We start from the raw sequence: 21,244 nt of genomic DNA, 5'->3' as shown, positions 1-21,244 counted from the left end.
GCAGATTATTAAGGATCGAATTCCTGAGTCAGCTTGAATATCTTTTTGCAAAAATTTCCAAAAGCTCTTCTTTATCATCAAAGTGGTGCTTTACCCCTTTGATCTCCTGATAGTTTTCATGCCCTTTTCCGGCAATAAGGATAATATCTTCCGGATTTGCTTCTTCGCCTGCCTTTTTGATCGCCTCCCTACGGTCCTCGATCACCACCGTTTTTTTATAGTCCAGCGGAGGAACACCTTTTCGCATTTGTTCCAGAATATCCATAGGTTCTTCATAACGGGGATTGTCAGAAGTCAAAATCACCCTATTGCTGTATTTACATGCGATAGCGGCCATTTTCGGACGTTTTTCCGCATCACGGTTTCCACCGCATCCCACAATGGTGATGACTTTTTCGTTTCCGTGCCGCAGATGGTTGATTGTTTCCAGCACATTTTCCAGTGCATCCGGCGTGTGTGCGTAATCTACGATCCCCACAACGTTGTCGGCGGAATGAAACTGTTCAAACCTGCCCGGAGGGCTTTTCAGATTGGATAGTTCTGTCAGCACCGACTCCGCTTTTTCTCCCAGCAACAACGCCGCTCCGTACACAGAAAGCAAATTATAAGCATTAAACCTCCCGATCACCCTGAACCATACCTCCTGTTGGTTGATCTCCATGTGCATACCTGTAAGAGTATCGGAAATGATTTTCCCCTTAAACGATGCGAGGGTCTGCAGCGAGTATGTTTCCACTTTTGCCTTTGTATTCTGCACCATTACCGTTCCGCGTCGGTCATCCACATTCACCAGGGCAAACGCGCTTTTAGGCAGCTGGTCAAAAAAACCTTTTTTGGCTTTAATGTAATTGTCAAAAGTTTTGTGAAAATCGAGATGGTCGTGCGTGATATTGGTAAAAATCCCACCTGCGAAATGTAGTCCGGCAATGCGGTGCTGACTGACAGCGTGGGAGCTAACCTCCATAAAAACATGGGAACAGCCTTTTTCAAGCATTTTGGCAAGAAGCTGGTTCAACGCAACCGAGTCGGGGGTGGTATGCGTGGAAGGAATCACCTCGTCTTCGATCTGATTTTGAACCGTCGATAAGAGTCCACACCGATATCCCAGCGCGCGGAAAAGCTGAAAAAGAAAAGTGGCTACTGAAGTTTTTCCGTTTGTACCGGTTACGCCTACCAGCGTAAGTTTCCTGGAAGGATGCCCGTAAAAAGCAGAGGCGATCTGGCCCATTGCGGCCGCCGAATCAGGCACAACAACATAAGTTACGTTGTCGCTTGTTTGCTGCGGAAGTTCTTCACAAAGAATCGCACTTGCGCCGGTTTCGGTGGCTGTGCCGATAAACTGATGTCCGTCCGTCTGCGTGCCGCGGAGGGCCACAAACAAGCTTCCGGGCAAAACCCTTCTTGAATCTATAATGATATTTTTAACCGGAACATCGGGACTGCCAATGATCGTCGCGTCGGCGATGCCGGTAAGAATATCGCCTAATTTTTTTTCCTGATTGGTTTCCATGAAAGGAATTACTGTAATGTTAAAAGGATTGTTTTGATCCCCGACCTGTTTGAACCTGGCGGCAGCGATTGCTCCACCACCTTGCCTGAACCTCTGAATGTCACGGTGAATCCTTTGTTTTCCATGATATACAAAGCGTCGCGCATGGGCATTCCCTGAAGATTCGGGATATCCCTAGCATCGATGCTGCGCGATTGCCATTTCGTCTTCCCTTTTTTGAAAAGCGAACCTGCGGCATATTCTTTATCTTCGGGTACGGGCGTAAGTTTCAGTTCTTTGCTGATAATCTGAAGGTCTGAAGTTTTACCGGCCCATTTTACGTCCTGCGAAACTTCGGGAACCGAGTCTTTCAAAGGTTTTTGAATGCTGACGTCATAAGCATAAATACGGTCGGCCACTTCCTTGAAAACCGGAGCCGCAACACTGCCGGCATACCGGGTATAGTCCGCGCCGGAACTTTTGGGATTGTCAATAATGACAATGCAGCTGTATTTGGGTTTGTCGGCTGGAAAGTAGCCGGCAAACGAAGTATAGTTTTTTCCTTCTGTATATACACCGTTAATAAGCTTTCTCGCAGTTCCTGTTTTACCGGCAATTCTGTAAAGGTCGTTTTTGACTGTTTTTGTCAGACTGTTTTCCACAACGCCTTCCAGCATCTTCTTCACTTTTCGGATCGTCTCTGGAGAGCAGATCGGCTTTTCTTCCACGTACGGGATCATTTTATCTTCCACGTCTTCTGCATTTCTGATCTCGCGTACGATCATCGGGCGAACCCAGTAACCGTCGTTGGCCACAGCGTTGTAAAATGCCAGCGTCTGGAGCGGGGTCATTTGCATTTCGTACCCATGCGCCATAAAATAGAGCGAATAATTGCTCCAGTGTTTGGACGACCGGTCACGGATCAGCGGAGGCTTTTCCCCTTTCATGCGGATTCCGGTGGGCACAGTCAGGTGGAACCGTTTGAGGTAGTTAAGATAACTGTCAGGTTTTGTGGCAAAATACCGCTGCATTAATAACACAATACCAATATTGGAGGATTTTTCGAGTACCTGAGAAGCGGTAATCGTGCCAAAACCACCCCGGTGGGCGTCTTTTATAGTATGGTTTCTGAATCGCATGGCACCCGTGCCGGTATTGACGGTAACCTGATCCGGGTTCATTTTTGTTTCTTCCAGCAATGCCATCATTGTCGCCAGCTTGAACGTAGAGCCGGGATCGTTGCTTCCTGCGAGAGCATAATTAAAGACTTCTTCGTATTTATCATTGCCCCGTTTTGTGAGATTGGCCATCGCTTTAATCTCCCCGGTCGCTACTTCCATCACCACCACTGATCCAAAATCAGCCTGCATCTCTGTCAGTTTTCGTCTGAGCGCAATTTCGGCCATATCCTGGTAGCTCATATCGAGCGTAGTATAAATGTTCTTACCGGCTTCGGGCTGTACGTTCAGTGCATCTCCAACAGGGATTTTTACACCACCTTCTACCATTTCAACCCATTCTATGCCCGATTTTCCTTCCAGTTCCTTGTCGAAACTTGCCTCTATCCCAATATAGCCTCTCCCGCTTTTTGGGTCAATGCCGCCAATAGTGCGGTCTGCCAGCGGACTGAATGGTTTGTATCGTTTGTAAATTGTCTCAAATTTTCCACCACCTCCTTTGCGGTCTTTTGTGAAAAATGGCCATTCTTTTATTTTTTCCCTTTCCAGATGTGTGATTTGTCTGGACTTTAATCTCAGATACCGTTTCGTCTTGCTGTTTCGGTAGCGTAATATTTTGCTTCTGTAACCATCGGCGGTATTTTCTCCGAAATTTTTGGCCAGCAAAGCGCTTAGTTTGTCGAGGTTTTTGTTAAAGTAGGCCGAGTCAGGCACTTTTGTATCGAAGCCTACATAATAATAAGGCAATGAAGTAGCCAGGAGGCTGTTATCGCTGGAATAAATGTTGCCGCGCATAGCGGGTATGGTGTCCAGCTTGAGGTCATTTTTTAAAGAGTATTCAGCCCAGGTTTTCCCCTTAAATGTGTCGTAATACTGAACGCGGATCAATTTTGCAAAAACCAGTACCGCCAGTAAAAACAACAGCCACCCCACGGTCCTCGCCCGGTTGATCAGGGCCTTTTTATTATTCTGACCGCTTTCAATGTCGTTCCTCATTACTTGTTTGCAAAGAAATATTGATGATGAAAAGTTGAGTGTCTGTCAGGTAGCGAGGTTAGTCTTCTTCTTTGAGGATTATTTTTTTCGGAGGGGTCAGGTTTTCTTCCAGGCCGCTTGCCTTCACTTTCTCGATCACGACCGACTGCAATCCGCTTTTCATATATTCTGCATGAATCGACGTATATTCCGCACGGAGGTCGTCAACTTCTTTTTTCAGTTTAATGCTGTTACGGACATATTGCTCCGACTGAAAGCCGATCCTTTCATAGGCGACCAGAAGAATGACAACCCAGCCGAAATAATAAAAATATTTCACCGGAACCCGCTCTTCCTGTCCGGGCAATTTTTCACCAAAAACTTTGTCCAGCGGTAAAAAGCGGTTCAGCCAGTTGAACAGGTGATACTCCCGTTTTGGCTTCGGCTTTTTAGGCGGTAAAGGTTTGATACGTTTCCTATTTTCAGGCATTCTTTCTCCTTGGTTATAGTTATGTTCTGTCACTTATGGTAAAGTATGGTCATTTTTTGTCATTTATCGATATTCAAAAGCAACCTCATGACTACACCTGACCACAAATGACTTACCCTGACAACATCATGACCAGACCTGACTATATCTTCTCCGCAACCCGCAACTTCGCGCTTCTCGCTCTCGGGTTACGGGCGGTTTCCTCCGGTGTGGCTTCGATAGGTTTACGGGTGATGCTTTTAAGGGGCTTTATTTCATTACCATAAAAATCCTTTTCAACCTGACCATCAAATTTTCCCTTTTGTATAAAGTTTTTCACCAACCTGTCTTCCAGCGAATGGTAGGACATTACTACCAGCCTTCCGCCCGGATTCAGTACCTCCGCGGTTTGGGTAAGAAACTCTTCCAAAACGCTCAGTTCATCGTTTACCTCAATGCGTAAGGCCTGAAAAACCTGTGCAAAATACTTGTTTTCGCGGTGCTTGGGCGCATAACGCATCAATATCCCTTTCAGCTCACTCACGGTTTCTATGGGTGAATTATGCCTTGCTGCAAAAATGGCCTCGGCGGCAGTGCGGGCATTGGTAACCTCGCCGTACATACCCAATATCCTTTGTAACTCGGCGGTAGACCTTACATTTAAAACTTCCCGTGCCGTTTTTTCGCTGGCCGGGTTCATCCGCATATCGAGGTCAGCGTCGAAACGCGTGGAAAAGCCTCTTTCCGGCGTATTGATCTGATGCGACGATACGCCCAGATCTGCTAGAATACCATCCACTTTTGGCGCTTTATGCAATTTCAGGTAACGTTTGAGGTGCCTGAAATTGGCTGCAATGAATGTAAACCGCTCGTCATTTTTGTAGGCCTCCGCATTGGCGAGGGCATCGGGATCCTGGTCAAAAACCAGTAGCCTTCCGGTCGTCAGTTTTTCAAGAATCGCCCTGGAATGTCCGCCTCCGCCAAATGTTACATCCACATATATTCCTTCAGGTTGAATATCAAGCCCGTCCAGACACTCGGTTAACATTACAGGCTCGTGATATGTACTTTGTAAATCCATTTGTTAAAAGCAACGTATTTAGGAACTATTTCTTGCCGGGAGGCAGTTACAAACTTAGCAATTTTCAAGCGTAGGAATCACGGTTGACATTGGATTTAATTTTAACGCCGCACCTGTAATTTCATAATAAAGGATTGTATATGAGATTAATAAATTCTGTCGTGGCCGTCATGTTTTTTGTTACGCTGGCGGCATGTGATTCGTCTTCACAAACAAATTTGAAAACCGGTATATGGAGGGCGACATTGAGCCGCGATGCGCACAAGCTGCCCGTAATTCTGGATGTCAGCAAAAATCCGGATGGCAAAACGTACACTGTGTACTCGGTCAACGGAGCTGAAAAGCTGCGGTTGGATACGGCCTATTTTCAGAATGATTCCCTGCATATTCCGATGCTGCTTTTTGATTCGAAAATTGTGGCGAAGCTGGAAGGGGATCAGCTGACTGGTAAATATTACCGCTATCTCAATGGAGCTACATCGGGGTTTTTACCTTTTGAAGCTAAGTTTGGTGAAAACTATAAGTTCTTCAAAGAAGGCGAGGCGAAAAGCGCTAAAAATATCTCCGGAAGCTGGGCCACATTATTCAAAAATGAACTGACAGGCGATACTACCCAGGCAGTTGGAAATCTATCTCAAACCGGCACCGCTGTGGAAGGCTCATTTCTTACCCCAACAGGGGACTACCGTTTTCTGACTGGCAGCGTCAATGGCGACAGCCTTTACTTATCGACCTTTGACGGTTCCAATGCTTATTTGTTCAAAGCCGCGATCCAAGCTGACGGATCTTTGAACGGATCCTTCTGGTCGGGGTTGAAAGCATACAAAACGTGGAAAGCAAAGCCCGATCCTTCTGCAAAACTTCCCGATGCGGACAAGCTGACTTACCTTAAGCCTGGGTTTGAAACCGTCAATTTTACCTTTCCGGATGCAGATGGAAAAAATCTGTCACTGACTGATGCCCGTTTCAAAGGAAAGCCGGTTATTATCCAGATCTTGGGTTCGTGGTGCCCGAATTGTATGGACGAAACCAATTTTCTGGCCCCCTGGTACAAAAAAAATAAAGAGCGGGGCGTAGAGATCGTTGGGCTTGCATTTGAACGGTCAGACAAGCCGGAGGTGTCCGGACCCAGGATCAAGCGTATGAGCGACCGCCTTGGAATCGATTATCCTGTTTTACTTGCGGGTACCAATACTGACGAAGCTACCGGAAAGGCACTGCCCATGTTAAATAAGGTAATGTCCTATCCTACAACTATTTTCATCGATAAAAAAGGAAAGGTCAGGAAAATACATACTGGTTTTTCGGGGCCGGGAACGGGCAAATATTACGATGATTTTGTCGCTGAATTTAATGGTTTGATGGACAAACTGATCAGCGAAAAATAGTTAAGAAGAGCGCATCGGTATTTAAAAGGCCGATGCGCTTTTTGTTTGACCGAAAATAGTATGCTTGCATAATGGTGTATGGATTTCTTACATTTGTAAGGCCAGGATGTTCCCGGTATCCGATTTATTATTCGATCATGCGCAAGGAAAAAACAATCGATTTCCAGATAAAATGGGCCTGGCATTCCATTTCGAGAATGTACAATGCCTATGCGGCGCGTTATGATACAACCATGGCCGTTGGTTATGTATTGTTAAACATCGACATAGAAAACGGAACTCCCGCAACAAAAATAGCCCCGCTGCTGGGAATGGAGCCCAGAAGCCTGGTGCGGATGCTTAAAACGCTTGAAGAACGCGCGCTCATCAAAAGGGAAGTAAGTAAAAGTGACAAGCGGTTTGTGAGAATAGTACTTACCGATCTGGGAAAGGAAAAACGAGAATTGGCCAAAGAAGGCGTTATTTCTTTCAATACAATGATCAGGGACAAAATCCCTCTCGACAAGCTGGTCACTTTTTTTGATGTGATCAAAGAGATCAACAGGCTCGTGGAAGAGGAAAACCAGAAACTGCGGGCGGGAGAAACGGAAGGTGAATTTTTGACAGACAATACCTGAACTCTGACATTTAACACCAATTTTCCTGGAAAATTATCCTAAAAACCAAACCTTTAAAGAATGAATCGTTCAATTCGTAAAGTAGCTGTGCTGGGCTCAGGTATAATGGGATCGCGCATTGCGTGCCATTTCGCCAATATAGGTGTTGAAGTTTTATTGCTGGACATTGTTCCAAAAGAATTGTCCGAGCCTGAAAAGGCAAAAGGACTGACAACTGCCCACCCGGCTTTCCGTAACAGAATCGTAAATGATTCATTTCAACAGACTTTGAAGGCTACGCCAGCCTCTCTTTATAGCCCCGCTTTTGCATCAAGAATCAAGTTGGGAAACTTTGATGATAATCTTGCCGATATCAAAAACTACGACTGGGTGATAGAGGTGGTGGTTGAGCGGCTCGACATCAAGAAAACCTTATATGAAAAGGTGGATGCACTGCGAAAGCCGGGCACATTGATTACCTCCAATACTTCCGGAATCCCTATCCACCTGATGTCGGAAGGGAGGAGCGATGACTTCAGAAAGAATTTCTGCGGGACCCATTTCTTCAATCCGCCAAGATACCTTCGTTTGCTGGAGATCATCCCGACACCTGAAACAGACCCTGCGGTAGTGGATTTTCTCATGCATTACGGTGATCTTTTTTTAGGGAAAACAACCGTTCTGGCAAAGGATACACCCGGGTTTATCGCAAACCGGCTCGGAATTTACGCATTGATCCAGACGATAAGGGTGGCCGAAGAAATGAAGCTCACTGTGGATGAAGTGGATAAACTGACAGGTCCCGTAGCAGGTCGGCCCAAGTCCGGAACATACCGGTTGTCTGACGTGGTCGGGCTGGATACGACAGTGCATGTTGCCAATAATTTATATGCATCGGGCGAAGGGAAAGACGAGTCGCGGGACGGGTTTATTTTGCCGGCTGTAATGCAGAAACTGTATGAAAATAAATGGCTGGGGGATAAAACCGGTCAGGGTTTTTATAAAAAAATAAAAGACGAAAAAGGTAAATCGGTAATCCTTGCGCTGGATTTTGAGACATTGGAATATAGACCTTCCCAAAAAGTGAAATTTGACACTTTGGAAGGTACCAAGGCAATTGGCGATGTTGCTAAAAGATTTGCCGTACTGATCGCCGGGAAAGATAAAGCCGGGGAATTTTACCGGAGAACCTTCGCCGATATTTTCCGTTACGCTACATTTCGCATACCTGAAATTTCTGATGAAATATTCCGTATTGACCAGGCCATTTCCGCCGGCTTCGGGTGGCAACTGGGACTTTTCGAAACCTGGGATGCGATCGGCCTGAAAGATATGCTTTCGGTTATGGAAGACCTGAAACTCAAACCGGCAGACTGGGTTTATGAAATGCTTGCAGCCGGTCATGATTCCTTTTACAAGATCGAAAATGGCAAAAAACTGTATTACGACATTCCTTCGGCATCATACAAGAAAATTCCGGGGCAGGAAAGCTTCATTTTGCTGGGCAACCTTTCCAACAACATTGTATGGAAGAACGCCGGGGCCAATTTGTACGATCTTGGAGACGGTATCCTGAACCTGGAATTTCGCTCCAAGATGAATACTATGGGCGCGGAAGTGATCGAGGGCATTCAGAAAGGTATCAGTTTGGCGGAAAAGGATTTTCGCGGGCTGGTGATCGGAAATGAATCAAGTGAGGCGTTTTCCGCCGGGGCCAACCTCGCGATGCTGTTTATGTATGCCATCGAGCAGGAATTTGATGAGATCAATCTGGTTATAGCCCAGTTTCAGCAAACCATGATGCGGGCGAGGTATTCTTCGATACCTGTTGTGACAGCTCCGCATACACTTGCATTGGGAGGCGGATGCGAATTGAACCTTCATGCGGATAAAGTTGTGGCACATGCCGAAACTTACATGGGATTGGTAGAATTCGGGGTAGGAATTATTCCAGCCGGAGGCGGCACGAAGGAAATGGCGCTCCGGTGCTCGGATATGTACCAGGCTGGGGATACCGAATTGAACATCCTGCAAACCGCATTTATGAATATTGCACAGGCAAAAGTATCCGCTTCTGCCCAGGAGGCGAAGGAAATGAATTACCTTCAGGATAAGGACCAGATCGTGCTGAACCGTTCCCGGCTGATTGCGGAGGCCAAGCAGGCTGCTATGGATCTGGCGGACAACGGATATACCCAGCCAAAGCAGCGAAACGACATCAAGGTTCAGGGGAAAACGGGTATGGCATTGTTCATGGCGGGAATTGCGCAAATGCGGCTGGCCAATTACATCTCTGACCATGATGCGAAAATCGCGAATAAACTGGCTTATGTCATCAACGGAGGCGATCTGAGTTATGCGCAGAATGTTACGGAGCAATACCTGCTGGATCTTGAAAGAGAGGCATTTTTATCCCTCTGCGGCGAGAAGAAAACACTTGAGCGGATGCAGGGGTTACTGAATGGCGGTAAGCCGCCGCGGAATTAAACAGCGGGCTTTTGATGACGGGAATTATTGCTTAGCCAATTTATGTTCTGGAATTAGTAGAATATTCGACTTAAAGTTCGATATTTAGAATTAATCAAGTGAAATGTTTTCTAAAACCAATGCATTTTTGCGCATAGAAAAACGCTAAAAAGTACATTTGATCAACAATGATTTCAAAAAAAGCAAAATACGCCCTTAAGGCTTTAAAAGTTCTGGCAGAACAATATGGGAAAGGACCTGTGTTGATCTCCTATATTGCAGAAAAAGAAAAGATCCCCAAAAAGTTTTTGGAAGCAATATTGCTAGATCTGAGGAACAACGGTGTTTTGCAGAGCCAAAAGGGAAAAGGAGGAGGATATTTGTTGCGTGTGCCACCGGGAGAGGTGAATTTTTCAAAGGTGCTGCGGATTATAGACGGTCCTATCGCGCCTGCACTTTGTGTTTCCATGTTTTTTTACGGAAAATGTGATGACTGCAAGGATGAAGAAACATGCAGCCTTCGGACAGTGCTGGAAAAATGGAGGGATGCAAACCTGGCCGTGCTGGACAGAACGACTTTGAACGACCTGCTTCTCTCAGAAAATGCAGCTCAACCTGATATTTTATTGTAATTACAGGCGGTCATTTCTGACGTACAGCCTCGTACCGTCAAAATTTCCCAGAAAAGTATAGTGGGTTTGGATAAAATGAAATAGGCGGGGATAACTTTCGATTCCCTGTGTTTTTGGATCCTGGACCCAAAAGCTGTTTTTCCCAACCGCATCCAGCAACACCGCCGGTTTATTTCTTTCCATATCTGCAAGATACCGACTTCGGTATTTTTCCCGCAAAGGATGATCGAAGATCGATCGCTCGGAATGGTTTTCTGCAGTTCCCTGCGCGAGCTGAGCTTCCACGTAATATACACATTGCCAGCCCCAAACAACCATGTAATCTTCTTTTTGAGTGTATTTTTTAAGCTCGGACACCACCGGACTTTGCCAGAGTTCTCGCGCATCGACTGAGGAATAATTGTTCAGCCGGCGCTCTTTGACAAAGTAAAAGGCATCATTAACTCCAAACCATGCAAGCAGCAGGATCGGGAAAATAACAGCCTTTTTTCCAAGTCGTGACAATCCGAGCGCTGCCAGCAAAGTCCAGGGAATGATACAGAAATTGAGATAATGGATAAAATCATTTCCCGATTTGGTGACTGCGTAAATGCTCGCTAGCAGCAAAAGGACAATTGTTGTGGGTACCTGATATACCCCCGCTCTTTTTACGGAAAATCCTGAGAACTTGCTGAAAGATGCTAAGATAGGAATGCTCAAAGCAATTGTAAAAGCGATAAAATCAGGACTTTGTGAAAATATTCTTGCAAACTGGGAGGGTATAGACAAAAATCCTTTTCCACCGGCATAGATTACATTCCCCAACAAATAAAAGTCGATCAGGTCTTTCAGGACATGGAATGAATATGTCCATATCAATGTGATCAGAGGAAATGTAAGTCCGCCTGCGATCAGTGCCAGCGATGGTTTATAGCTTTTTGTCGATCGAAAATTCCGGTAGCAAACCCAGAATGCTGAAAGTACCAGAATCATAGCCTGAGGCACGGCCTGAAGTTTTGCAAAAGGAATGGCCCCGGCAAAAAGTCCCAGTAAATAGGCAGTTACAGCCAATGATCCTCTATTTCTCGTCATTTTTGATAACAGCCACAAAACCAGCGCCAGCAGGAAAACCGGAAGCTGTTCACTCGAATAATGCACAAAATCGATTTCCTGGGTGAATGACAAAAAAATGACCGGCAGAATGAAAACCCTTCTGGCGACCGCAGCCCCTATCCAGTTTTTGAGTGCGGAAAACAGAAAAAGGAGTGAGCCTGCTGAGCAGAGCAGGCCTATTAATCTTCCTGAAGTGTAATTGATCTGAAAACCGAAGAGACGGGGAATAACAAGCAAATAGTTGTCCAGCGGCCCTATTGTCGTTCCGTCTACCGACCGCCAGTAAATTGGATCCTGAAAAAGCGTAATTGCATGACTGAGCATCTGGCTTTCATCCGGATTGAGTTCCCGGTTAAAAAGGATCACAGGCAATCGCATTGCTACCAGGAGCAAAATGCTGACAAAGAGGAAAATGTTCGTTGGGATCTTTTTGAAATCAGCTGCGAAAATGACCCATGCAGCCAACGCGTAACCAATAAGCCAGTATACCGTCGGGGAATTATCGAAAGTGATCATACTAGCTGAAAGTATCTACCTTTTCCACGAAGTCGCGGTAATGTACCGCTGGGATGAAATGTTGCTGGGAGCGGTACTGCAGAACCATGAAAACCAGAAACAGTGAAATGAGAAAGGATTGCAACATCAGGATCATCAGCGTGCTGCCCAATGTGGAAGCCCAGCCGGGTGTGGCATTGCCTATCAGTTTTAAGAAAACAATAATAAAGATAAACAGCACAGCCAGTCCTGACATGAAAATGGAGAAAATCAGAATCCTGACGGCAGTTGTATCAATCATGACCGATATAGCACTTAGGCCGTGCAAAACGAGCGATACAAAGTTCATTTTACTTTCACCTGCCAGTCTTTTCGCACGGTCGGTGAGGACGGAATCGTATGGTATCCTGGATTTAATGATGCCGCCGGGATAGTTGTTCCAGATTTCGGAAACGCGCACCAGATTCTGAAGACGTGATTGAGGAACGAGGCTGAAATTACCGAATGTAATAATTTTGCCGGTCAGCAGCTTGAAAACCACCTTATATATCATGTAAAATAACCTGAAGAGCAGGTTTTCTGTGCGTTTGTTCCGCTCCGCAAAAATGATTTTGTCGGGTTGTTCTATTGATCTGGCTACCAGTCTGTTGATATCGGAAGGCGCATCCTCCCCGTCTGCATCCATGACGATCACTTTGTCTGCCGCCATCTTTTCGGCGACATAGGAAAGGCCGATCGCAATTGCTTTTTGATGGCCGAGGTTACGGTATAATTTCAGTACCTGGATGTCCTTCCCATTGAAATGGACGAATGGCTGTTCCCTGGGGCGGGTTGAGCAGTCGTCGACGATCAGGAGTGTTGAATTGTCTAGTATCGAGGGACTTAAATCTGAATTTATCTTTTGTATCAATAGATTCAGCGCCTCCCAGTCGTTGAATTGAGGAATTATGATGACGTAGTGCTGTGGCATAGGGGAGGAATTTGAAGATCTCCGGGCCCGAAGAGTTTACCCGGAGATCTCAGTATTTTAAACCGTTTTTGCTCCTAATCTGGAAGAAATACCATCGTGGATCTGCGTGAGCGTCTCAACAAGTCCGTATTCCCAATTCCAGCCTGGATAGTGCGATTTAAATTTGGAAAGGTCGCTTACATACCAGATGTGGTCACCGATCCGGTTGGTTTCCGAATAGGAATAAGACAATTTATTTCCAGTGATTTTCTCGCACAAAGTGATGGCTTCCAGCATGGAACAGTTGGCAAATCGCCCGCCGCCTGCATTGTACACTTCTCCCGGACGCGGGTTCTGATAAAAATGCCAGAACATGTTTACGAGATCGTGGCTATGGATGTTGTCACGCACTTGTTTTCCCTTGTATCCGAAAATGGTATAGTGATTACCTGTAATCGCACATTTCATCAGATAAGCAAGGAAACCATGCAATTGGGCACCAGAGTGATTTGGCCCGGTAAGACAACCCCCGCGGAAAACCGCAGTTTTCATACCAAAATATTTACCATATTCCTGCACCATGATGTCGGCCGCAACTTTGGAGGCACCAAAGATCGAATGCTTGGTATGATCGATGCTGTGACTCTCGTCTATGCCGTTTTTGAAATATGGATGGTTTTCGTCAATTTCCCAACGTGTTTCCAGCTCTATAAGTGGCAGATAATTAGGATTGTCACCGTAGACTTTGTTCGTTGAGGTGAAAATGAAGACAGCTTCAGGTGTATGAAGACGGGTCATTTCCAGCATGTTCAACGTGCCCACGGCATTTACACCAAAATCCGTGAAAGGCTCTCTAGCTGCCCAGTCGTGGCTTGGCTGCGCTGCTGCATGGATAATCAGTTTGATATCAGTTCCATACTCTTTGAAAATAGGTTCGAGCTGGCTTACTTCGCGGATATCGGCCGAGTAATGTTTGTAATTATCAAATGCGCTCTGGATGCGGTTGCGGTTCCATTCTGTATTTCCGTCAGCGCCAAAGAAATATTCCCTGAGGTTATTATCAACACCGATTACGAGATCAAATTTATCAGCCAAAAAAGCAACTGACTCACTTCCAATAAGTCCGGCAGAGCCGGTAACCAAAGCTATATTCATGTTTTGTGTATTTTTAATTGTCTTTCGTTTTCCGAAAAAATACAAATCCTGTTTGTCCTTAATGTGTAAAGTAAATTAAAAATGTTCAATTGTCACAACTTCAGTTATTCTGAGGAGGCCTGGTAAAACGAATTACGTGCGGGACATATATTGAAATTATTCAATCGTTAAAAAATAAGGTCAAAAAAAAGATATCCCCGGATTTGGGGATATCTCTGTTATAGGCAAATAAAAAGTTGCTATTCCTTTACCACTGCGCTTGTGATGCCACCGTACAATTTTTCACGGATATCGTTTACACGTGCGTCAAGTTCCGGTTTGGCCTCATACTTGTTGGCCATCTGGCGTGGCAATGAATCCGGGCTTACTCCATAAACATATTCATTCCCAAGATTCAGGTCTTTCTGCTCCTTGTGATTATATTTTTGGTAATCGCAGGAAGAAAGCAATGCCAGACATGCAACAAACGCAACTATTTTATTGAATTTCATTTCTTTGACAGTTCATAGTAATACACGCAAAAATAACCGCCATTTTTATAACCACCAAATCGCGGAGAAATGAAATGTTATTTTTTTAACCGCTCCAGTTCGGTACGCACAAACTGCATTAATTCGGTGATATAATCTTTGGAAAAATCGAACGGAATGTTCGCAGCCTGATAAATCTCGCCGATCGTTGCAGTATACCCAAGTTTTAATGCGTCGAGATATCCTTTTAAGCCTTTTTCGCGATCCTGACGGTAATTTTTCCATACGCCGATTGCTCCCAGCTGTGCGATCCCATACTCAATATAATAGAAGGGTACCTCGTAAATATGTAGCTGGCGCTGCCAGAGGTACTTTTTGAAAGTTTCCAGCTCTGACCAGTCCATCACATCATCCGTAAATTGATCATAAATCCCGACCCACGCATCCGTGCGTTGCTCAGCTGTGTGCTCTGGGTTTTCATACATCCAGTGCTGGAATTTATCCACCGTAGCAACCCAGGGCAACGTTTCAATGATGGATTCCAGATGTTGAATTTTGGCCCGTTTCAGATCAGCTTCATTGTCGAAAAACTCATCCCAGAAGTCCATCGTGATCAGTTCCATAGACATAGAAGCCAGCTCTGCAACTTCCGCCGTCGTATGTTTGAAAGAATTGATAGCCAAATCGCGAGTCACCAGGGAATGTACCGCGTGACCGCCTTCGTGCAGAAGCGTGATCATATCGCGAAGGTTCGACGTAGCGTTCATGAAAATAAACGGTACGCCAATTTCGTCCAGGGGATAGTTGTACCCGCCTGGCGCTTTCCCTTTCCGCGATTCCAGGTCAAGGTGTTTCATTGTTTTCATGATCCGCAGGCAGTCGCCCAAAAACGGGTCAAGACGGGAGAAACAGCGGATTGTTTTATCCAGCAATTCTTCCCCGGTTTCAAAAGGTTTCAGAGGCGCAAGTCCTTTCGGATCGACTTTTGTGTCCCACGGGCGCAGCGCATTAACTTTTAAAGCTTCCTTTCTGTTGGTTGCCATGTCGTTCAGCAGCGGCACGACGGCCTCTTTCACAGAATCATGGAAATTGAAACAATCCTGGGGAGTGTAGTCAAAGCGGCCCATGGCAGCAAACATATAATCCCGGTAGTTTTCGAAACCTGCATTTTTCCCAACTTTGTCCCTCAGGCTTACTAACCTGTTCAACAGTTCGTCCAACAGCCCATGGTCCTCGTAACGCCTCTCGCTTATGGCCCGCCAGGCTTCTTCCCGAATTTCCCGGTCGGTAGACTGCAGACGGTCAGCGGCTTTTTGCAAAGTCATTTCTTCGTTGTCCAATGTAACCGTCATGGCGCCGGCAATAGCTCCGTAGCGACGTTCTTCGGTTTGCATTTCGGTTATCACGGGGATGTTCTCATCGCGGAAAATTTCGATGGCTTTTTTCATTCCCCTGAGCGTGATTGCGAAGCCGGGTTCAGTCAATTCGCTTAAAAATGGACTGTCAACCACTTTTTTATCAAGAGCATTTCCGTATTCTGCGAGCTTGGGCTGTATTTCGGTGATGAAAAACTGCAAAGCATTGATCAGGCCGGTATTGGCGGTATCGCAAGTCTGCCGGATGTAACGCCAGGCAAAATTTTCGGATAAATAGGATTCCACTTCACTGCGATCGGAGAACCATTGTCGTAGTTCCGAGGCGGAATTGATCTCGCGGTTTTTAAGATTTTCAAAAAATGGTTCAACGTCGCCCCATGTTTTCAGATCAAATTCTTCCCCGATAAATGGCCGGGCTGATCTGCGAGGTATATCAATTGTGTCCTGATCTGTCATTTTTTCCTTACTAAAATATATAATGTTCAAAGTTAAGATTGAAATTGAAGAATGAACAAGAGGTTATCTAAAATGGCCGCGATTTGATTTGCGCGTACAACCACTCTTCGAAGTCGTCGTGTTCAGTGAAAATAATCGAGGGAGTATTTCGGATTAAGAAGATTACGAATATTGCAGCACAGCCTGGATGGACTCTTTGTCAAGGTGAGGATACATTGCAATAAGATCAGCCGTCGTAGCACCTTCGCCCAGTTCCCGTAAAATCATCTCTTCGGACAATCGAGTGCCCTTAATAACGGGTTTGCCCAGCAATACCCGGTGGTCTGAAACTATGTAATCTTTATAATTCATAGTAAAAATTCTCAGCGTAGTAGATAAAGATAGTAAATGTTGCAGAAACTAACGCTTCATCTGCTGTGGAAGTGTCTTATCACTAAGATTATCAGTAACGATGTTTTCAGATTCCTTTATGTTGGCGAAAGCGTAGTTCATTTTATCGCGGTCAAATTCTTTTTCGTTATTGGCCAGCCAGATCGTTGCTACTCCATTCCCGATAAAATTGGTGATAGCCCTTGCTTCGGACATAAAACGGTCGACACCCAGAAGTAAGGCCAGCCCCTCAACCGGTATCACCTTTATAGCCGTCAGTGTTGAAGCCAGCACGACAAAACCACTTCCCGTTACCCCCGCGGCGCCTTTTGAAGTAACCATCAATATTCCGATCAGCGAAAGTATTTGTCCGATGGTGAGATGTACATTGAAAACCTGTGCAAGAAAGATCGTCGCCATAGAAAGATAGATCGTGGTTCCGTCCAGATTAAAAGAATATCCCGCGGGTACAACAAGGCCAACTACCGGTTTGGAGCAGCCCATGCGTTCCAGTTTTTCCATTAAGGACGGTAGTGCGGCTTCCGAAGAAGACGTGCCGAGCACGATCAGGAGGTCTTCACGGATATATTTGAGGTATGACCATAAACTGATCTGATAGCTTTTAAGAATGAGGCCCAGTATACCGAAAATGAAAACGCCCATGGTAGCATAAACTGTACCCATAAGCTTCGCAAGCGGAAGCAGGGTTGCGATGCCGTACTTCCCGATGGTGTAGGCCATGCCACCGAACGCACCGATTGGAGCGAAGATCATAACCAGGTGCAACGCCCGGAACACATATTTTGAGGCATAATTGAGCCAGTAAATTACCTTCTCTTTACCCTGATATTTGCTCAAAACCGTGCCCAGGATCAGAGAAAACAGCAGAACCTGTAACGTAACATTATCAAAGAAAAATTGGAGCCATGAAAACTCCTGCACCTTACTGGCATAGACCGATATGTCGCCTTTCTGGAGATTGGTAGTGACAACGCCGTCGCCGGGACGGATGACATTGGCTACGATCACACCGATCACCAATGCCAGAGTTGTTACAATTTCAAAATATAGCAAGGCCTTTGCGCCCACTTTCCCAACCTTTTTAAGGTCGCCCATGCCGATAATACCGAGGGTAATGGTCAGGAAAATGATCGGATTGATGAATATTTTAACGATCTGGATAAATCCTTTCCCAAGAAATTCCATTTGCACGGCAGTATCCGGCTGGTAGTGGCCTAGCAGCGCGCCGCCGGTAATAGCAGTCAGAACCCAGAAAGTAAGGTTTGTAAATAACTTTTTCAATTTTATAAGATTAATGATTAGGAATCTGACGGAACAAACCCGGGGGCGTTTTGCAGAAATAGTGCAAGTTTTGAATATACAATAATAAAATCCTAAAGGCAGGATTCTGAAATCGGAAAAAGTAAATTTTTATCATTGTTTATACTTGGTCTAAATAAATAATTTATATTTGCTCAAACAACAGACACTTATGCACAACGATCCGCATTCTTACAATTCATTACGTATTCTGAGCCAGTCTGAGAACGGCTATATCGGGCAATGTTCCTGTTGCGACCATTACAATTTCGTGTTTGGCAATGCCCTTTTTATTTTCACGGAAGACGGGCTTACGGGTTTTCATTCCGTGCTTTACAATAAGTGCTATTTTCAAAAGCTGGAAGAACCGCTGCCACACGGGAAAAATCACCTGCTGCTTTCCCCCATACCCAATTTCATGCTCTCTTTCGACAGCAGCGAGATGGAGGAAATAAAAAACCTTTTTCAAGAAGCCCTGCTTGCGCTCGAAATAGACAAAATATTTTCCTATAAAAAATAGCGTGCATGCGTACTATTAAATTTTTCAGAATTCTTTTTACCTTTTCCTTACTGTGCATAATTAACGTCAATGTATTTGCAGTCAAGTCTTTACGAATTGTATCTGCAAACGGTACACTCAGTGAAATCCTGGTAGGGCTCGGCCTTGAAAAACAGTTGGTGGGGGTTGATGTGACGAGTACATATCCCGCATCTCTTGATAAAATCCCGAAAATAGGACACAACAGAAGCATTGCCGCAGAAGGGATTCTCTCATTGAACCCTGATGTCATTATTTATACAGATCAAAGTATGCTTTCCCCTGCGGTAGTGAAGCAGCTCAAAAGCAGTGGGAAAAAAGTAATGGAGTTCAAGCATGTGTATTCAAGCGACGGGGCTGTACAATTGATCAGGGAGGTCGGTGCATACTTCGACGCGAAACCGCAGGCTGAGAAAATGGTTAAGAATTTACAGACAGATCTCACTAAAATACCAAAACCTGTCAGTCCTAAAAACCTCCTTTTTATTTACGCAAGAGGAACAGGCACGCTGATGGTCTCGGGTACAGGGACATCGCTGGACAAAATGTTTGAGTTGGCCGGACATAAAAATGCGGTGACGGGATTCTCCGAATTCAAACCGCTGACAGCAGAATCCCTTATTGTTGCCAATCCGGATGTACTTGTTTTGTTTTCGAGCGGGCTGGAAAGTCTGGAAGGAATGGACGGACTGTTGAAAGTGCCGGGAATTGCGAATACCAAGGCAGGAAAGAATAAAAAAGTGATTTCGATGGACGGGCAATTGCTCACCGGCTTCGGCCCCAGGCTTGGAAAAGCAGCTCTTGAATTGGCACAAAAAGTAAAATAAAAACGAATGTTGGCTGAGACGATCAAGGAACCGCAGATGATCAGGGGAAATAGCAATCAAAACCTGATTGATGTACCCTCTTCCATGGGGAAAATGGTTTGGACACTGAGCTTGCTGCTGCTGGTGTGTGTTATTTTTTCGGCCTGTACGGGTGCCATATCCATTTCTCTCACAGAGCTGGGCCATATTATTCTCAATCAGCTGGGTATTATTACAGACGCTCACGTTGAAGAACAGAAATCGATTGTTTTCCGGATTATCCGTCTGCCAAGGGTATGCCTGGCGGTACTTGTCGGCGCAGGCCTGGGCATTGCAGGCGCTTCACTTCAGGGACTTTTCCGGAACCCGGTGGCCGACTCGACTTTGATCGGCGTATCATCCGGTGCGTCCCTTTTTGCGGTTTTTGTTATTATGCTCAATGCAAGATATTTCGGAATGCTGAACGAAATGGCGGGAGCGTATGCTATATCATTTGTTTCATTTATAGGTGCGGCGCTTACTACTTATATTGTATATCAATTATCCAAAGTAACCGGCGAAGGCGGAGTGACCACCATACTGCTTTGCGGCATTGCGATCAATGCATTTGTCGGTGCAATTACGGGGTTAATGACCTACCTGGCGACAGACGATCAGCTTCGCTCGATCACATTCTGGAACCTTGGAAGCCTTGGAGGCGCAAGCTGGACATCGGTCATGGCGGTGGCGCCTTTCGTGGGTATTTCGGTGATCTTGATGCCATATCTTTCAAAAGCACTCAATCTGCTTGTTTTGGGGGAAAGCCAGGCTGCCAGCCTCGGTGTCAATATGAACGTCCTAAAAAAACAGGTAATTATATTGGCTACTTTGGGGGTTGGTGCCTCAGTGGCTGTAGCCGGGACGATCGGTTTCGTAGGTTTGATCGTGCCCCACATTATCCGGACTTTGTTCGGTCCGAACCATCGCACACTTTTAGTAGGTTCAGCGATCGGTGGAGCGATTATCCTGACCCTGGCGGATACAATTTCGCGTACAATTGTCGCACCATCAGAGCTGCCGATCGGGATTCTCACTGCTTTGTTCGGCACACCATTTTTTCTGTATATTCTTTGGGAGCAAAAACGAAAAAGAATATGATAGAGACCAGACAAGCCGGTTATGAAGTTAGGAGCCGTAAACTTTTGCAGGATATCAACCTGAAGGTTCTGCCCGGGCAGTTTTGGGCTGTTGTCGGTGCAAATGGTGCAGGGAAATCAACGCTTATCAAATTGCTATCGGCCGAATACACGGCGTCGCAGGGGTCTGTTTTGTTTCACGGGAAGGACCTGAATAGTTTTAAACTGAAAGAACTTGCCCGTAAAAGAGCAGTTCTGGCCCAGCAAAACAATATTTCATTGTCATTTACAGTCCAGGAAATTGTTTTGATGGGAAGATATCCATTTTATGAGACCCAGCCAGAGCAACGGGATCTTGCGATTGTAGACTTTTGCCTTAAAAAAATAGGTATAGGATATCTTAAAAACCGACTTTATCCTACACTCTCGGGAGGCGAACAGCAGCGGGTGCAGCTGGCAAGGGCATTGGCGCAAATCTGGGAGATCGAAAACGGCCTTTTGTTGCTCGACGAACCTACCACCGGGATGGACCTGCTGCATCAGTATGAAACGTTTCAACTGGCCAAGGAAATGACAGGGCGTGGTTTTGCGATAGTAGCTGTGATCCATGACCTGAACCAGGCATTGCAATATGCGGACCAGGTATTGATGTTGAAAGAAGGAAAATGCTACGCCTCCGGTTCGGCCCGGGAAGTTTTGACGGAAGAGAATATTAAAACCGCATTCGGGTTGCCGGTGCAGATTATCCAGCCTGAAAATACACGTTTTCAGATCATCGTCCCCGACGTGCCAATCATGTCCGAATCTCATTATCAAAAATAAATTCACT

The 21,244-nt window shown here is 45.5% G+C and carries 19 protein-coding genes; 8 read left to right on the top strand and 11 right to left on the bottom strand.

What is annotated here, in order from left to right:
- Positions 1-28 precede the first annotated feature (28 nt).
- The 4 genes from FBF61_RS25020 to rsmH form a co-directional block, all read right to left on the bottom strand.
- Complete coding sequence (locus FBF61_RS25020) at positions 29-1,510, bottom strand: UDP-N-acetylmuramoyl-L-alanyl-D-glutamate--2,6-diaminopimelate ligase (protein ID WP_138482483.1); 1,482 nt, start codon at positions 1,508-1,510, stop codon at positions 29-31.
- A gap of 8 nt (positions 1,511-1,518) precedes the next feature.
- A complete protein-coding gene (locus tag FBF61_RS25015; protein ID WP_138482481.1) occupies positions 1,519-3,663 on the bottom strand; it encodes a PASTA domain-containing penicillin-binding protein in 2,145 nt (714 codons plus the stop codon).
- A gap of 58 nt (positions 3,664-3,721) precedes the next feature.
- Positions 3,722-4,132, bottom strand: coding sequence for an FtsL-like putative cell division protein (locus FBF61_RS25010; RefSeq protein ID WP_138482479.1), 411 nt, complete (start codon positions 4,130-4,132; stop codon positions 3,722-3,724).
- A 142-nt stretch (positions 4,133-4,274) separates the two neighbouring features.
- A complete protein-coding gene (gene rsmH / locus FBF61_RS25005; protein ID WP_138482477.1) occupies positions 4,275-5,192 on the bottom strand; it encodes a 16S rRNA (cytosine(1402)-N(4))-methyltransferase RsmH in 918 nt (305 codons plus the stop codon).
- Positions 5,193-5,332: 140 nt separating this feature from the next.
- Here rsmH and FBF61_RS25000 point away from each other — a divergent pair, with 140 nt between their 5' ends.
- The 4 genes from FBF61_RS25000 to FBF61_RS24985 all read left to right on the top strand — a co-directional run bounded on the left by FBF61_RS25000 (position 5,333) and on the right by FBF61_RS24985 (position 10,274).
- Complete coding sequence (locus tag FBF61_RS25000; RefSeq protein WP_138482475.1) at positions 5,333-6,580, top strand: TlpA disulfide reductase family protein; 1,248 nt, start codon at positions 5,333-5,335, stop codon at positions 6,578-6,580.
- A gap of 137 nt (positions 6,581-6,717) precedes the next feature.
- Positions 6,718-7,197, top strand: a complete 480-nt coding sequence (locus tag FBF61_RS24995; protein ID WP_138482473.1) for a MarR family winged helix-turn-helix transcriptional regulator — start codon at positions 6,718-6,720, stop codon at positions 7,195-7,197.
- A 60-nt stretch (positions 7,198-7,257) separates the two neighbouring features.
- Positions 7,258-9,663, top strand: coding sequence for a 3-hydroxyacyl-CoA dehydrogenase/enoyl-CoA hydratase family protein (locus FBF61_RS24990; RefSeq protein ID WP_138482471.1), 2,406 nt, complete (start codon positions 7,258-7,260; stop codon positions 9,661-9,663).
- A gap of 167 nt (positions 9,664-9,830) precedes the next feature.
- Positions 9,831-10,274, top strand: coding sequence for an RrF2 family transcriptional regulator (locus FBF61_RS24985; protein ID WP_138482468.1), 444 nt, complete (start codon positions 9,831-9,833; stop codon positions 10,272-10,274).
- Here the strand turns inward: FBF61_RS24985 and FBF61_RS24980 are convergent, their stop codons facing one another.
- From FBF61_RS24980 to FBF61_RS24950, 7 genes are all read right to left on the bottom strand, one after another.
- Positions 10,275-11,882 carry a hypothetical protein gene (locus tag FBF61_RS24980; protein ID WP_138482466.1) on the bottom strand — a complete coding sequence of 536 codons (1,608 nt, stop codon included), beginning with the start codon at positions 11,880-11,882 and terminating at the stop codon, positions 10,275-10,277.
- A gap of 1 nt (position 11,883) precedes the next feature.
- The gene (locus tag FBF61_RS24975; protein ID WP_138482464.1) at positions 11,884-12,831 is read right to left on the bottom strand and encodes a glycosyltransferase; all 948 of its coding nucleotides are present in this window, start codon (positions 12,829-12,831) and stop codon (positions 11,884-11,886) included.
- A gap of 57 nt (positions 12,832-12,888) precedes the next feature.
- Positions 12,889-13,965 (bottom strand): NAD-dependent epimerase/dehydratase family protein, encoded by a 1,077-nt coding sequence (locus FBF61_RS24970; protein ID WP_138482462.1) that lies wholly within the window; start codon positions 13,963-13,965, stop codon positions 12,889-12,891.
- A gap of 239 nt (positions 13,966-14,204) precedes the next feature.
- Positions 14,205-14,456, bottom strand: coding sequence for a hypothetical protein (locus tag FBF61_RS24965; RefSeq protein WP_138482460.1), 252 nt, complete (start codon positions 14,454-14,456; stop codon positions 14,205-14,207).
- A 77-nt stretch (positions 14,457-14,533) separates the two neighbouring features.
- On the bottom strand, positions 14,534-16,267 hold the full coding sequence (locus tag FBF61_RS24960) for a M3 family oligoendopeptidase (RefSeq protein ID WP_138482458.1): 1,734 nt from the start codon (positions 16,265-16,267) through the stop codon (positions 14,534-14,536).
- A gap of 162 nt (positions 16,268-16,429) precedes the next feature.
- Positions 16,430-16,618, bottom strand: a complete 189-nt coding sequence (locus FBF61_RS24955; protein WP_138482456.1) for a DUF433 domain-containing protein — start codon at positions 16,616-16,618, stop codon at positions 16,430-16,432.
- 48 nt (positions 16,619-16,666) lie between these two features.
- On the bottom strand, positions 16,667-17,938 hold the full coding sequence (locus tag FBF61_RS24950; protein ID WP_138482454.1) for a cation:dicarboxylate symporter family transporter: 1,272 nt from the start codon (positions 17,936-17,938) through the stop codon (positions 16,667-16,669).
- A gap of 190 nt (positions 17,939-18,128) precedes the next feature.
- Between FBF61_RS24950 and FBF61_RS24945 the strand changes: the two genes are divergently transcribed.
- Genes FBF61_RS24945 through FBF61_RS24930 form a run of 4 tightly spaced genes read left to right on the top strand, consistent with a single transcriptional unit; the run spans position 18,129 to position 21,237 of the window.
- Positions 18,129-18,476, top strand: a complete 348-nt coding sequence (locus FBF61_RS24945) for a DUF6686 family protein (protein WP_138482452.1) — start codon at positions 18,129-18,131, stop codon at positions 18,474-18,476.
- Positions 18,477-18,481: 5 nt separating this feature from the next.
- Positions 18,482-19,321 (top strand): heme/hemin ABC transporter substrate-binding protein, encoded by an 840-nt coding sequence (locus tag FBF61_RS24940; protein ID WP_138482450.1) that lies wholly within the window; start codon positions 18,482-18,484, stop codon positions 19,319-19,321.
- A 6-nt stretch (positions 19,322-19,327) separates the two neighbouring features.
- A complete protein-coding gene (locus FBF61_RS24935) occupies positions 19,328-20,437 on the top strand; it encodes a FecCD family ABC transporter permease (RefSeq protein ID WP_138482448.1) in 1,110 nt (369 codons plus the stop codon).
- The gene (locus FBF61_RS24930; protein ID WP_138482446.1) at positions 20,434-21,237 is read left to right on the top strand and encodes a heme ABC transporter ATP-binding protein; all 804 of its coding nucleotides are present in this window, start codon (positions 20,434-20,436) and stop codon (positions 21,235-21,237) included. Before FBF61_RS24935 ends, FBF61_RS24930 begins: the two co-directional genes overlap by 4 nt.
- Positions 21,238-21,244: the final 7 nt, after the last annotated feature.

The sequence above is a fragment of the Dyadobacter bucti genome (assembly GCF_005869225.1).
Lineage (GTDB): Bacteria > Bacteroidota > Bacteroidia > Cytophagales > Spirosomataceae > Dyadobacter > Dyadobacter bucti.
The sequence above is the reverse complement of the archived record's forward strand: the minus strand, read 5'-3'. Positions and strand labels throughout refer to the sequence as shown.

What these genes read in the sequence shown, in the direction of transcription:
- FBF61_RS24980 (WP_138482466.1), bottom strand. Translation starts at nt 11,882, where the DNA reads ATGATCACTTTCGATAATTCCCCGACGGTATACTGGCTTATTGGTTAC.
- FBF61_RS24985 (WP_138482468.1), top strand. Translation starts at nt 9,831, where the DNA reads ATGATTTCAAAAAAAGCAAAATACGCCCTTAAGGCTTTAAAAGTTCTG.
- FBF61_RS25010 (WP_138482479.1), bottom strand. Translation starts at nt 4,132, where the DNA reads ATGCCTGAAAATAGGAAACGTATCAAACCTTTACCGCCTAAAAAGCCG.
- FBF61_RS24970 (WP_138482462.1), bottom strand. Translation starts at nt 13,965, where the DNA reads ATGAATATAGCTTTGGTTACCGGCTCTGCCGGACTTATTGGAAGTGAG.
- FBF61_RS24955 (WP_138482456.1), bottom strand. Translation starts at nt 16,618, where the DNA reads ATGAATTATAAAGATTACATAGTTTCAGACCACCGGGTATTGCTGGGC.
- FBF61_RS24975 (WP_138482464.1), bottom strand. Translation starts at nt 12,831, where the DNA reads ATGCCACAGCACTACGTCATCATAATTCCTCAATTCAACGACTGGGAG.
- FBF61_RS25000 (WP_138482475.1), top strand. Translation starts at nt 5,333, where the DNA reads ATGAGATTAATAAATTCTGTCGTGGCCGTCATGTTTTTTGTTACGCTG.
- FBF61_RS24930 (WP_138482446.1), top strand. Translation starts at nt 20,434, where the DNA reads ATGATAGAGACCAGACAAGCCGGTTATGAAGTTAGGAGCCGTAAACTT.
- FBF61_RS24965 (WP_138482460.1), bottom strand. Translation starts at nt 14,456, where the DNA reads ATGAAATTCAATAAAATAGTTGCGTTTGTTGCATGTCTGGCATTGCTT.
- FBF61_RS24990 (WP_138482471.1), top strand. Translation starts at nt 7,258, where the DNA reads ATGAATCGTTCAATTCGTAAAGTAGCTGTGCTGGGCTCAGGTATAATG.
- FBF61_RS25020 (WP_138482483.1), bottom strand. Translation starts at nt 1,510, where the DNA reads ATGGAAACCAATCAGGAAAAAAAATTAGGCGATATTCTTACCGGCATC.
- rsmH (WP_138482477.1), bottom strand. Translation starts at nt 5,192, where the DNA reads ATGGATTTACAAAGTACATATCACGAGCCTGTAATGTTAACCGAGTGT.
- FBF61_RS24935 (WP_138482448.1), top strand. Translation starts at nt 19,328, where the DNA reads ATGTTGGCTGAGACGATCAAGGAACCGCAGATGATCAGGGGAAATAGC.
- FBF61_RS24960 (WP_138482458.1), bottom strand. Translation starts at nt 16,267, where the DNA reads ATGACAGATCAGGACACAATTGATATACCTCGCAGATCAGCCCGGCCA.
- FBF61_RS24940 (WP_138482450.1), top strand. Translation starts at nt 18,482, where the DNA reads ATGCGTACTATTAAATTTTTCAGAATTCTTTTTACCTTTTCCTTACTG.
- FBF61_RS25015 (WP_138482481.1), bottom strand. Translation starts at nt 3,663, where the DNA reads ATGAGGAACGACATTGAAAGCGGTCAGAATAATAAAAAGGCCCTGATC.
- FBF61_RS24995 (WP_138482473.1), top strand. Translation starts at nt 6,718, where the DNA reads ATGCGCAAGGAAAAAACAATCGATTTCCAGATAAAATGGGCCTGGCAT.
- FBF61_RS24945 (WP_138482452.1), top strand. Translation starts at nt 18,129, where the DNA reads ATGCACAACGATCCGCATTCTTACAATTCATTACGTATTCTGAGCCAG.